At 71.2% G+C, this 12,850-nt stretch carries 8 protein-coding genes and 2 tRNA genes; 6 read left to right on the top strand and 4 right to left on the bottom strand.

Annotated features, from left to right (window positions below; all coding sequences use genetic code 11):
- Window positions 1-14 precede the first annotated feature (14 nt).
- From ACFYW7_RS00885 to ACFYW7_RS00895, 3 genes are all read right to left on the bottom strand, one after another.
- Entirely contained in the window at window positions 15-1,952 is a 1,938-nt protein-coding gene (locus ACFYW7_RS00885) for a galactose oxidase-like domain-containing protein (RefSeq protein ID WP_389496862.1), read from the bottom strand.
- Entirely contained in the window at window positions 1,949-3,898 is a 1,950-nt protein-coding gene (locus ACFYW7_RS00890) for a glycosyltransferase family 2 protein (RefSeq protein ID WP_389496863.1), read from the bottom strand. The genes ACFYW7_RS00885 and ACFYW7_RS00890 overlap by 4 nt, the downstream gene beginning before the upstream one ends.
- Before the next feature lie 433 nt (window positions 3,899-4,331).
- Window positions 4,332-4,405 (bottom strand) — tRNA-Lys (locus tag ACFYW7_RS00895).
- Between the two features lie 185 nt (window positions 4,406-4,590).
- Here ACFYW7_RS00895 and ACFYW7_RS00900 point away from each other — a divergent pair.
- From ACFYW7_RS00900 to ACFYW7_RS00925, 6 genes are all read left to right on the top strand, one after another.
- Window positions 4,591-5,952 carry a peptidoglycan-binding protein gene (locus ACFYW7_RS00900; protein ID WP_389496864.1) on the top strand — a complete coding sequence of 454 codons (1,362 nt, stop codon included), beginning with the start codon at window positions 4,591-4,593 and terminating at the stop codon, window positions 5,950-5,952.
- Between the two features lie 61 nt (window positions 5,953-6,013).
- Window positions 6,014-7,201: an SPFH domain-containing protein gene (locus tag ACFYW7_RS00905; protein WP_389496865.1), complete on the top strand. Its 1,188-nt coding sequence runs from the start codon at window positions 6,014-6,016 to the stop codon at window positions 7,199-7,201.
- 155 nt (window positions 7,202-7,356) lie between these two features.
- Window positions 7,357-7,995, top strand: a complete 639-nt coding sequence (locus tag ACFYW7_RS00910) for a lytic polysaccharide monooxygenase (protein ID WP_389496866.1) — start codon at window positions 7,357-7,359, stop codon at window positions 7,993-7,995.
- 133 nt (window positions 7,996-8,128) lie between these two features.
- A complete protein-coding gene (locus tag ACFYW7_RS00915) occupies window positions 8,129-8,599 on the top strand; it encodes a DUF3592 domain-containing protein (RefSeq protein ID WP_389496867.1) in 471 nt (156 codons plus the stop codon).
- 71 nt (window positions 8,600-8,670) lie between these two features.
- Window positions 8,671-10,371, top strand: coding sequence for an AMP-binding protein (locus ACFYW7_RS00920; protein WP_389496868.1), 1,701 nt, complete (start codon window positions 8,671-8,673; stop codon window positions 10,369-10,371).
- Window positions 10,372-11,167: 796 nt separating this feature from the next.
- Window positions 11,168-12,469 carry a M18 family aminopeptidase gene (locus ACFYW7_RS00925; RefSeq protein ID WP_389496869.1) on the top strand — a complete coding sequence of 434 codons (1,302 nt, stop codon included), beginning with the start codon at window positions 11,168-11,170 and terminating at the stop codon, window positions 12,467-12,469.
- Between the two features lie 120 nt (window positions 12,470-12,589).
- Here ACFYW7_RS00925 and ACFYW7_RS00930 read toward each other — a convergent pair.
- Window positions 12,590-12,663, bottom strand: a tRNA-Lys gene (locus tag ACFYW7_RS00930).
- Window positions 12,664-12,850: the final 187 nt, after the last annotated feature.

A 12,850-nucleotide genomic window follows, 5' to 3' on the forward strand; every position in this document is an offset into this window, starting at 1 on the left:
CAACTCCCTTGGAATCAGGGAACCTTGACCCACTGGGCCTTGCTGGGCGTGCCCTGGTCGTCCGTCACGAACAGCATGTACCAGCCGGACTCGACGAGGTTGCGGTTCTTCGGCACGGTCACCGAGATCCCGCTCTTCGTCCTGGTGAGGTCCAGGGCGATGGACCGCTGGTCGACGTCGGTGACATGGGTGGACGCGCTCGGCCGGATCAGCCGGGCCGTCTTGATCGAGGACGCGTGCGCCGAGGTGAACGTCGCCGACGCGCCGCGGGCGATCGTCTTCGGCCCGCCCGACAGCGAGGGCCGCGAGCCCCGGTAGAGGTACGGCGGGGTGTACAGCTCGATGCGCTGCTCGAAGGTGGCCGGCTTGGTGTTGGCCTTGTCCGCGTAGAGCGAGTTGGAGCCGAAGAACATCACGCGACCGTCGGGCAGCAGGATCGAACCCGAGTGGTAGTTGCGGCCCACCAGCGGGTCGGCGACCCGGTCGAAGGTGTTCGAACCGGGGTCGTAGATCCGCGCCTGGAGGATGTTGGAGTCGCCGCGCCCGCGGTAGTCCTCGGAGCCGCCGGAGACCAGGACGGTGTCGTCGGGCAGGATCGAGGACTGCGGATAACGGGTGCCCGTCTCCAGTTCGGGCCCGTCCACGAACCTCGGCTTCTTGTCCAGGAGGTCGATCAGCCGGGTCTTCCTGCTGGACAGGGCGGACTCGCCGACCCCGCCGCCGCCGATCACCAGGTACTTCTCGTCCTGCGCGGGCGGCAGCAGCACCGTGCCGGAGGTCTCCATCAGGTTCGGGTCGCTCAACCCCTTGAGCTTGCTGAACTTGTTACTGGCCAGGTCCCAGACGCCGGGGTCGCGGCCCACGTCGTCGGGGCCGTAGCCGGCGTTCGAGCCCGAGTAGAAGAGCTTGCCGTTCTGCATCAGGGAGATCGCCGGGTAGGTCGGGAACTGGCGTATCCCCTTGGCGTACGTCCACTTCTTCGTCTTCGGGTCGAAGACCTCGTTCTTGCCCGGGACGAGCTGGCCGATCTCGTCCAGGCCGGAGAGGCTGAGCACCTTGCCGTCGCCGAGGGTGGTCAGCGTCGGGTACCAGCGCGCCTCGTTCATCGGGTCGACCTTGATGTACTTCTCGGCGACCGGATCGAACTCGTAGGCATCCCGGATGCCCTGGAAGTCCTTCTTGTCCAGGGCGAGTTTCTGCGCGATGCCGTAGGTGTTGCGGGCGTCGGTGCCGGTCAGCCCCTGGACCCGGTAGTTGTCCTGGGTGCCGGTCTCGTGCTTCCGGCCGCTCCGGTGCGCCTCGACGTAGATGCGGCCGAGGCCCGGGTCGTTGCGCAGGAACGCGCCGGTCGCCTTGTCGAAGACCTTCTTGGCGCGCGGGACGAGCACCGGGTCCTTCGACACGAACGTCTTGCCGTTCTTCCTGCCGGTGAACTTGGTGCCCGCGGGCAGCGTGATGGGCTTGTCGGGGTTCTCGTTGTGGACGACCATCAGGCCGCCCGCCTTGGTGACGTCGCCCTTCAGCGTCTCGTACCGCTTGGTGCCGCCGGCGATCAGCAGATTGCCGTTGGAGAGCTGCGTGTGCCCCGTGCAGAACAGGTCGGCCGGCGTCGGCACGGTCTTGATCGTGCCCTTGACCGGGTCCCAGACCCGGGTGTCGAACTTCTTCGCGTCGAAGTTGTCCTGGTTGTTGCCCGAACCCGCGATCAGCAGGATCTTGCCGGTGTGGAGCAGGGCCGCGTGGATCGTGTTGAGCCGGTACTCCTCCGGGAACTCGACCACGTCCCAGTGGCCGTTGTCGGCTTTGTACTCCGGCTTGTTGATCGTGTAGTGGTGGTACTTGTCCGTTCCGAAGCGATACAGCCACGGCCCGTTCATTCCGGCCAGCGCGAGCACCACCACCCCGGTTATGCCGAGGCGGCGGGCGCGGCGGCGACGGGCACCGTCTTTCATTTGTTACGTCCCCCAAGGGCGATCTGCATGGTCTGGTCGTTCTCCCCGTCCGCGGCGACCCAGCTGGGCTTCTGCTGCGGCGCGTGCGGGCCGTGCTGCTCCTGCCGCGGCACCGACGCCTGCTGCGGGACGTGGACGTCTTCGGGTGTCGCCGGCTTCTTCCCGCGGTCCTGGCGCATGGACCAGCGCCAGGCGAGGATCGGCGCGGCGGTGATCAGCAGGGCGAAGACGCCCCAGGTGATCATCGCGGGGTGGGAGTGCCCGAACACGAAGCCGGCGGTGATCGACCCGGCGAAGACCAGGATGAAGAACAGGTGGATCCGGAAGGTCCCGAACAGGGTGTCGGGGCTGGCCGAGTCGCCCTTGGGCGTCACCACGAACGAGCTCTTGCGGCGCAGTACGGTGTCCATGAGCGAGCGGGCGTAGATCGGGGCGGACAGCGCCGACATCACCATGCCGGCGACACCGCCGGAACCCTCCGGCTCGTGCGGCGAGACGTTGTGCCGGCGGTTCCAGATGTACAGGCCGATCTGGAGAGCCGAGGCGTTGCCGTACAGCATGAGCCAGACCGTCGGGTCGATGTTCACGCCCGATGCCCCGAGCCCGAGGAACAGGGCGCAGCTCAGGGCCGCGAGGATCCAGTTGAGCGCGGACATCGGGTAGAAGATGATCATCATCGTGTAGTTGAAGAGCTTGCCCGGAGGCATCGAGAAGAAGCCCTTCCAGTACTGCTTGAGGATCGTCTCGTAGGTGCCCCGGGACCAGCGCAGCTGCTGGGTGAAGAAGTCCGTCCAGGCGCTCGGCCCCTCGCCCACGGCCAGGACGTCCGGGGTGTACACGGACTTCCACTTGCGGCCGGTCACCGGGTTCTTGGCGCGGTGGATCTCGAAGCCGGTCGCCATGTCCTCGGTGATCGAGTCGTACAGGCCGCCGATCTGCTTCAGCGCCTTGATGCGTACGGCGTTGGAGGTGCCCACGAACATGGGGGAGCCGTAGAAGTTGCCCGCCCGCTGGATGAGGGCGTGGAAGAGGAACTGCTGGGACTCGGCGGCCTTGGTGATGGGGTTGTCGTAGTTGCCGTACACCTGCGGGCCGATGACGAATCCGACGTTCGGGTCGCGGAAGAAGCCGAGCATCCGCTCCAGGTAGTTGGGCAGCGGCACGTGGTCGGTGTCGACCGAGGCGAAGTAGTCGTAGTCGTCGCCGTGGGCGTCCAGCCAGGCGTTGTAGTTGCCGTGCTTGGTCCTGGCGCGGTGCGGGCCCTTGGCCTGGTTCCACTTCGCGACGCCCTTGCGGGAGAAGTGGTGCACGCCCAGGCGCTCGCAGACCTCCTTCACCTCCGGGTCGTCGCCCTCGTCGAGGAGCCAGATGTGCAGGAGGCCCCGGTGGCGCAGCTTGACGGCCGCCTCCAGGGTCTTCGTCACCATGGCGAGGGGCTCCTTGCCGGGGACGAACGAGGTGAGGAAGGCGACTCTCGTGCCGGTTTCGGGCACCACCGGGACCGGGTCGCGGGCGACCAGGGTGGCGTGCGCGTTCGACAGCACGTTCATGCAGCGGAAGAACTCGATCAGTCCGATCGAGACCAGCATGACGATGTCCAGCGCCGGCAGGAAGTCGTAGGCGGGATAGTCGCGTTCGGTCCAGTGGTCGGGCTGGAGCAGCCAGCCGAGCAGGACCAGCGAGAGCAGCGGGGCCGCTCCCAGCATGAGGGCGGCGCGGACGCGGTGCGTCTCCTGCGACAGCAGGGAGCGGTACTGCACCTTGTACGGTTTGCCCGGATCGGGTTGGGTGAGTGGTCCCGCGAGTCTGCTGTAGTGCTCGTAGTCGTACTTCGGAAGCGACTTCTTGATCCTGCGGAAGCTGCCCGTCCGCTGCGAGGGCATACGCAGCTGAGTCGTCTCCGAACTGTCGAATTCCTGCCGGGCGCCCGTCGGCGTCGACGTCATGAGTCATCCCCCCGCACGCACCGTCGGTGCGTGTTCGTCGGTTCTCGTCGTTCGCTCGGGTCCCCCTCGACCCTCACGGACGCGGTTTACTGGCCGGCCGGCGTCACCACATCATTCCCACCATATAGACATGGAATTGCGGCCCCTCGGTTGCGTGACGCCCCCCTCGGCGTCGTTCACGAACGGGCCCCCAGCCCCTCATGGTCGCAACCGGCCCTGCCCCACCTGTTTCAACTGCCTTAAATCGACAGTCTTTTGGACCCCAGGGTTCTACGCCGCCCGCCATGATCGCAAGAGCGAAACGCGGTGTTAACCGGTCATAAGCGTTCATTGGGACGTGAGTGCGAAAAGGGGATCGGGTGGTGGCCGCGGTGGCGGACGTTCCGGCATGACGACGGGCCCCCTCGTCGCTACGAGGAGGCCCGCCGGTCTGTGCGCCGCCAGGGACTCGAACCCCGGACCCGCTGATTAAGAGTCAGCTGCTCTAACCAACTGAGCTAGCGGCGCCTGCTGACGCGAAAACTCTACCCGACCCGCGGGGGTGCTCGTGACCGCGCGAGGGGACCGCGTGGCAGGTGGGAGCGGTCCCGTACATCATTCGGACCGTCAACGTGCGCCGCCGGAGGACAGTTGAGAAACTGACGAATGTGCAGAATTGCGGACATTTCCATCTGGAGTGTGAGGGGCAGTGCATGGAGACTCCGGTGTTCGAGGAACTCGATCCCGCGAGCGACTGCGACTGCCCCGGATGCGTTCACCGACGGCGCGTCCTGCCCTTCTCCCCCTCGTTCGGCCCGTCCGGCCGCACGGACCGCCCGGCGGCCCGCGCCCACGTTCTCGGCTTCGCCCGGGCGGGCCGGGCCCCCATCGCTCTCGCGCTGGCGGCCACGGCGGGCGGCGCTCTGGCCGCGGCACCCGCCGTGGCCGCCGCGCACGCGCCCGCCCGGCCCGGCGCCGCCCCCGCGGCCGACGAACCCGAGACCCCGCAGGGTCACAAGGAACCGCTGCACGGCCCCAGGGGGAAACCCGCGCTGCCCGCCGAGCCCGGAACGGTCAAGGCGCCCACCACCACCCGGGCCAAGATCATCGACCGGGCCAGGGCCTGGATCGACGCGCGGGTGCCGTACAGCATGAGCGAGTACTGGCAGGACGGTTACCGCCAGGACTGCTCCGGGTTCGTCTCGATGGCCTGGAACCTGCCGGGCAACGAATGGACGGGCAGCCTCGACAGCTTCGGGGTGCGGATCACCCGCGACCAGCTCCAGCCGGGCGACATGCTGCTCTTCCACAACCCGGACAACCCCGAGAAGGGCTCGCACGTCGTCATCTTCGGCGGCTGGACGGACTACACGCACACCTACTACGTCGCCTACGAGCAGACCCCGCCACGGGCCAGGAAGCAGTCCACCCCGTACGCGTACGCGACGAACTCGGACCGATACGTGCCCTACCGCTACAAGGGGGTGGCGGCCGGCGCGGGCGGCTCCCTGCCGTCCACGACGACCGGTTTTCCGGGCGCCGCGTACTTCGGGCCGGGCGCGGACAACGCCTACGTCACCCAGCTCGGCCGGCTCCTGGTCGACCGGGGCGGGGGCCGCTTCTACACCGTGGGGCCGGGGCCGCGCTGGTCGGCCGCGGACCGGCGGGCGACCCAGGCGTTCCAGCGGGCGCAGGGCTGGACCGGTGCGGACGCGGACGGGCTGCCGGGGCCGACGACCTGGTCGTACCTGGTCGGGAACAAGGGCAAGGGCATCCCCGGGACGACGGGCGCCTCCGGGGCCCCGGCGCCCTCGGTGCCGGGCACCTCGCCCACCGTGCCCGGCTATCCGGGGCGCGCGGTGTTCCGGCCGGGCGTGAGCAGCGCCTCCGTCACCCAGCTCGGGAGGCGGCTCGTCGAGAAGGGCTTCGGCGCGTACTACACGACAGGGCCAGGGCCCCGCTGGGGCGAGGCGGACCGGCGGGGCGTCGAGGCCTTCCAGCGGTCCCAGGGCTGGCGCGGCGGGGCGGCCGACGGCTATCCGGGACCGGAGACCTGGCGGCGGCTCTTCTCCTGAGCCGGCCGGGTCCCGCACGGCTCGTGAACACACTTCCAGGCGCGGAGGCATGGAGGCAGCTATGAGTACGACGACGTCACACACCCCGGACTCCGAGGGAACGCCCTCGACGGAACCCCGGTCGGAGGCGGTGGCCGAGGGCGCCGGCGGTCCTCGGCCGGCCCGGCTCATCCAGAACGAGGTGACCACCGAGATCCCCGTCCACCTGCTCTTCCGCGACGACCCCGATCCGGTGGCCGTGCCGCTCGCCCCCGCCGTGGTGGGCCGCCGCCGCGGCACCGGCGAGCAGCCGAGGGTCAGGCGGACCACGCCCGGCAGACCTCCGCGTCCGGTGCCGGAGGTCGACCCCGAGCTGGTGGAGCGGCCCGCGCGGGTGCTGCCCGGGGCGGCGGGTGTGCTGGCCGGGGCGTGTGGTGTGGCCGGATGCGGTCTCACCACCTGGTGGGCGGGCGTCCTGCCGCCCGCCGTGCTGGAGGCGCTGGGGCTGCCGGGGTCCGCGGCCGCCGGCTTCGGGCCCGCGCAGTGGGCGGCGTACGCGGGGGCCGGCGCCCTTTCCCTCTTCGGCTTCGGGGGGCTCGCCCGGGGCCGGACCGGGCGGGCCTGGGTGCTCGGACTGTTCGGACGCTATCGCGGCACGGTCCGGCGCACCGGCCTGATGTGGGTCAACCCGCTGGTGCTGCGCCGCCGGGTCGACGTGCGGCTGCGGCACTGGCGCAGTGAGCCGATGTCCGTGGTCGACGCGAACGGGGTCGCGCTGCGGGTGGTCGTGCTCGTGGTGTGGCGGGTCAAGGACACCGCGCGGGCCACGCTCGCGGTCGACGACCACCGGACGTATCTGCGGGAGTGCGTGGAGGCCGCCCTCTCCCGGGTGCTCTCGCGGCAGCCGGCCGAGCTGCCGCCCGCCGTCGTCAAGGACCTGACCCTGCGCAACACGGACGCGGTCGGCGAGGCGCTGACCCGGATGGTGGCCGCCGACACGGCCCCGGTCGGCCTGGAGGTGTTCTCCGCGCAGCCGACCCGGATCGAGTACGCGCCCGAGATCGCCGCGGTGATGCAGCGCCGCCGGATCGCGGCCCTGGACGCGCAGCACCGCGACAGCGTGCTCGGCTCGGTCGTCGACTCGGTGGAGGACACGGTGACCCGGCTGACCCTGCGGGGGCTGGTGGAACTGGACGACTACGAACGCAAGGCGTTGGTGAAGGACCTCACGGTGGCGTTCTGCACCGGCCGCGGGGAGGTGTCCTCCTGATCCACGCCGGAGCGTTCCCGGAGCGCACGGGCAGGTTCGCTATTGGTATGGACACGTTCAACTACCCGCAATAATCTGGGACTTGGTCTAGACCTGAACGGCAACACCGCGCGCGGCTCACGGGAACATCCCCCACGTCCTCCAGGAGCGCCAGCATGCGCATACCGGCGAAACAGTCCCTCACCGGCAGGAAAGCGAAGACGTACGCGGCGGCGCTCGGCCTCGCCGTGGCGGGCACGTTCGTGCTCTCCACCGGCGGAGCCAGCGCCCACGGCTACACCGACCAGCCGCTCAGCCGGCAGAAGATGTGCGCCGCGAACGGCGGCACCGTCGCCAACTGCGGTGACATCCAGTGGGAACCGCAGAGCGTCGAGGGCCTCAAGGGCTTCCCGGCGGCGGGCCCGGCCGACGGGCGGATCTGCTCCGCGAACCACACCAACTTCGGGCAGCTCGACCAGCCCAGGACGCCCGCGGGCACGGCCTGGCCGACGACCAAGGTCACGGCGGGGCAGAGCTACAGCTTCCGCTGGCAGTTCACCGCGATGCACGCGACGACCGACTTCAAGTACTTCATCACCAAGACCGGCTGGAACCAGAACCACGCGCTCACCCGTGCGGACCTGGAGACCACCCCGTTCCTGACGGTCCCCTACAACGGACAGCGCCCCCCGTCCACGCTCTCGCACACCGGAACCCTGCCGAGCGGCAGGAGCGGACACCACGTCATCCTCGGGGTGTGGACGGTCGCGGACACGACGAACGCGTTCTACTCCTGCGCGGACGTCACGTTCTGAGGTTCGCGCGCACCGGACCCCGGTTCTGAGAATTCCTTGAGGCGCGGATGCCTCGGGTGCGGGTATCGTCCCCGCACGCCGACTCGACCAGGTCGGCGTGCGGGGAGCCGTTTCCGACCGACGGGGGATCGTCATGAGTGTGTTCTTCTATGCCCTGCCCAGCCTGATCATCGTCTTGGTGCTGTTCGCGGCGGCCGGTGCGGTCCGCCGCTCGCTGGAGCTGCGCAGCGCCTGGGACAGCGGACTGACCGCGGAGGCGCGCTGTCTGCGCTCGTACACGACGGTCAGCGGGGGCGGCAACGACACCTCCGTCACCACGACCCTGCACCACGTCTACGAGTTCACGACGCGCGACGGCCGTGCCATACGCTTCAAGGAGAGCAACGGGCGCCCGACGGTCGTCGAGGGCGACGTCGTCACCGTGCACTACACCGCCGAGCACCCCGACAAGGCCACGGCCCACACGCCGAGCCGGGCCAGGGTGGCCGCGGGCACCCTGGTCATGCTGGCGTTCTTCGGTGTGATCATCGCCTTCTGTATCGGCTTCATGATCACGTACCACGAGATGTCCGCGAGCGAGGACGCGCTCTTCGGCGGGATCTGAGGCGCGCACGCCCGAGCCGGGACGCACACGTCTCTCTACATCTGACGATCCGTCAATTATGGTTCCCTGCCATGGAGTCCAGCAGGCGCACCGTCGGGGAGCTCGTACGGGAACGGTGGGGCGACCACCGGCCGGGGCTGTGGTTCGAGGGCCGCGTCCTCAGCCACCACCGGGTGGCGGCGGGCGCGGCGGCCCGGGCGGCGCTGCTCGCCGAACTGCTGCCGCCGGGCGCGTTGCCGCACGTGGGAGTGCTGCTCGACAACACCCCCGAATACCCGATGTGGTTGAGCGCGGCCGCCCTCGCCGGTGCCGCCGTCGCCGGGATCAACCCGACCCGGCGCGGCCCGGAGCTGGCCCGCGACATCCGGCACACCGAGTGCCGCGTCCTGGTCACCGAGCGGGCCCACCTGCCCCTCCTCGACGGACTCGAACTCCCCGGCGTACGCGTCCTGGTGACCGATACCGACGCCTACGCCGAACTCCTGAAGGCGTACGAGGGCGCGAAGCCGGACGAGGGCCGGGCGGGCCCGGACAGCCGCTTCCTGCTGCTCTTCACCTCCGGTTCGACCGGCGCGCCCAAGGCCGCGATCTGCACCCAGGGCAGGATCGCCGCCGCCGGGCGCTCGCTCGTCGACCACTTCGGGGTGCGCGCGGACGACACCCACTACATCTGCATGCCGATGTTCCACGGCAACGCGGTGATCGCCGACTGGGCGCCCGCGCTGGCGGCCGGCGCGGGGATCGCGCTGCGGCGCCGGTTCTCGGCGTCCGGGTTCCTCACCGACGTACGGGCTTGCGGGGCCACCTACTTCACCTACGTCGGGCGGGCCGTGCAGTACCTGCTGGCCACGCCCGCCCGTCCCGACGACCGCGACAACCCGCTGCGCATGGGATTCGGCACGGAGGCCGGCGCCGTCGACGCGGCCGCCTTCGAGCGGCGGTTCGGGGCGCGGCTGGTCGAGGGCTACGGCTCCTCGGAGGGCGGGGCCGCCATCCAGCGCACGCCCGGCACCCCGGCCGGGGCGATCGGCCGGGCGGCCCCCGCCGACGACCTCGCCGTGGTCGACCCGGCGACCCGGCGCGAGTGCCCGCCCGCCGTCTTCTCCGGGACCGGGCGCCTGCTCAACGGCGCCGAGGCGATAGGGGAGTTGGTGAACCGGGGTGCCAGTCCCTTCGAGGGGTACTGGCGCAATCCCGAGGCCGACGCGGCCCGGCGCCGCGGGCGGTCCCCGGAGCGGTTCCCGGAGCGGGGCGACGCGGGGGAGGACTGGTACTGGACCGGCGACCTCTTCTACCGCGACGCCGACGGTTTCCTCTACTTCGCCGGACGCACCGACGACCGGCTCCGCGTCGACAGCGAGAACCTCGCCGCCGCGATGATCGAGAACATCCTCGCCCGGTACGCGGACGCCGCGGCCGTCGCCGTGTACGCCGTCCCGGACCCGGTGGCGGGCGACCAGGTGATGGCGGCGCTGGCCCTGAGGGCGGGGGCTCGTTTCGACCCGTCGTCCTTCGCGGAGTTCCTGGGCACCCAGCCGGACCTGGGGACCAAGATGGCGCCCCGCTTCCTGCGGATCGTGGAGCGGATGCCCGTCACCGCGACCAACAAGATCCACCGGGTGGGCCTCAGGCGCGAGGGCTTCCGCTGCCAGGACCCGGTGTGGTGGCGACCCCCGGGCGAGCCGGCGTACCGGCCCCTGCCCGCGGCGGACGTGGAAGGCCTGGTGGCCCAGTACCGGGACCGCGGACGCGAGGAGTTGCTGAGCCGGTAGAGGGGGCGGGGTGGCCGGTCGGGTATCCGGAGGGTGGTGGTGGGACGCCCGAGGGTGGCTGCTCGGGAGTGGGCTCCGAGGGTGCCGGTCGGGAGTGGGCCCCGAAGGCGGCAGGTCCGGAGTGGGTCCGAAGGGGCGGGGCGTTCGGGCGGGCGGGGTTTTCGCAGGGTGCGAGGGCGTCCGACACGGGTGTCCGGCGACGGATTCCTCGGAGTGCTGCTCGCCGGACCGCTGAGGGCGGCGGGTGCCCGGCGTCCCACGCGACCTCCGCGTGTGTTCCGGGCGACCGCGACCTCCGTGTGTGCTCCGGGCGAAGGGGCGGCCGGGCCCCGAAGCGCCCGGTTCTCCCGTGGCCGTACCGGTCCGTGGCCGTACCGGCCCGGTGTGCCGATGTCCGGCGGCGGCTTTCGAACGACGGCGGAGCGAGGCATCCCGGCCGCTCGCCGCGGGGAGGATATCCGGGCACCTGTGCCGAGGAGGTCCGCGTGCGGCGAGCCCGAGCCCGAGGGAAGCCCGAGCCGAGGGAAGAAAGGACCTGCGTTGCCTGATCCGGGGCGCGGACGTGGCGAGTGTCCGGCTCTTTGCGGACCGGGGCCGAGGACGAGGTGGCGCCGGGTGGTCCCGGCCCGGCTCGCGTCCGGGCCGGGCACTCCCGGATCCCGGCCCGGACGGGGACGCGGCGCGCCCTCGCCGGCCAGGCCGCCTCCGGACGGGCCGCCGCCCGGGCCGAACCCCGCGTCCGGCCGGGCGGCCGACGCCCCCCACCCCGACTCCCGACAGCACCTGAAAGGCATTCATGTCCCCCACGCATGACACGCTCGACCGCGGACACAACGACGATCTGCTCGCCTTCGTCAGAGCCAGCCCCTCCCCCTACCACGTGGTGGCGAGCGCGGCGCAGCGCCTGGAGAAGGCCGGGTTCGCCGAGTTGCGGGAGCGGGACGACTGGACGGCCGCGGCGGAGGGAGGCCGGTACGTCGTCCGCGGGGGAGCGCTGCTCGCCTGGTACGTCCCGCCGGGCGCTCCCGCCCGCACTCCGTTCCGGATAGTCGGCGCCCACACCGACTCACCGAACCTGCGGGTCAAACCCACCCCGGACACCGGTTCGGCGGGGTGGCGGCAGATCGCCGTGGAGATCTACGGCGGCGTGCCGCTCAACACCTGGCTCGACCGCGACCTGGGCGTCTCGGGGCGGCTGGCCCTGCGCGACGGCTCGACCCGGCTGGTCTGCGTCGACAGGCCGCTGCTGCGGGTGCCGCAGCTCGCCATCCACCTCGACCGGACCGTCAACGAGGGGCTCGCCCTGGACCGGCAGCGGCACACGGCCCCGCTGTGGGGGCTCGGCGACGCGCGGCCCGGCGCCCTGCTCGGCAGGATCGCCGACGAGGCCGGTGCCGACGCCGCCGAGATCCTCGGCTGGGACCTGATGCTGCACGACGTCCAGCCGCCCGGGTACCTCGGCGCCGAGGAGGAGTTCATCGTCGCCTCGCGCCTGGACAACCAGATCTCGGTGCACGCGGGCGTCACCGCGCTGGTCGCCGCCGCCGGTGCGGCCCGGCCGCCCGCGCACATCCCGGTGCTCGCCGCCTTCGACCACGAGGAGGTCGGCAGCGGATCGGAGTCCGGTGCCCAGGGCCCCTTCCTGGAGCGGGTGCTGGGCCGGTCCGTGACCGCCCGGGGCGGCGGTCCGGAGGACTTCGGCCGAGCGCTCGCCGGCGCCCTGAGCGTCTCCTCCGACATGACCCACGCCGTCCACCCCAACTACGCCGAACGCCATGACCCGGACCACTGTCCGCTGCCCAACGGCGGTCCCGTGATCAAGGTCAACGTCAATCAGCGGTACGCCACCGACGGCAGCGGTTTCGCCGCCTTCGCCGCCGCGTGCGAACGGGCGGACGTGCCCTGGCAGTCGTTCGTGTCCCACAACGCGATGCCGTGCGGGACGTCGATCGGCCCGATCACCGCCGCCCGTCTCGGCGTGCCGACGGTCGACGTGGGCGTGGCCGGGCTGTCGATGCACTCGGCGCGGGAACTGTGCGGGGCCCGGGACCCGTGGCTGCTGACCCGGGTCCTGACCGAGTTCGTCATGGCGCGGTAGGCCGGTCGTCCCGACGGCCCCGGGCTGCCGGTGGCGCGGTCACGGGGCTGCCGGGGGCGCGCGGAACCACGCCGGATACGCGTGAAGGCCCCCCACCGAAGTGGGGGGCCTTCACCGATGTGCGCCGCCAGGGACTCGAACCCCGGACCCGCTGATTAAGAGTCAGCTGCTCTAACCAACTGAGCTAGCGGCGCGTGACTCTCGCCTCCCGCTTCCGCGGGCGGCGACAGAAGAAATACTACCTGGTCCGCGGGGGTGCTTCCGACCACCCGTGCGGACACCGGGCCGACCCGCGGGCCCCGTGTCCCGTTCGCCTCGGCCTCCCCGCGGGCGGATCGGGCCGCCGGCCCGGTGCGGGCCCGGAATCCGCCCGGCGGGGCT

The sequence above is a fragment of the Streptomyces sp. NPDC002580 genome, from assembly GCF_042889485.1.
In the GTDB taxonomy this organism is placed as follows: Bacteria; Actinomycetota; Actinomycetes; order Streptomycetales; family Streptomycetaceae; genus Streptomyces.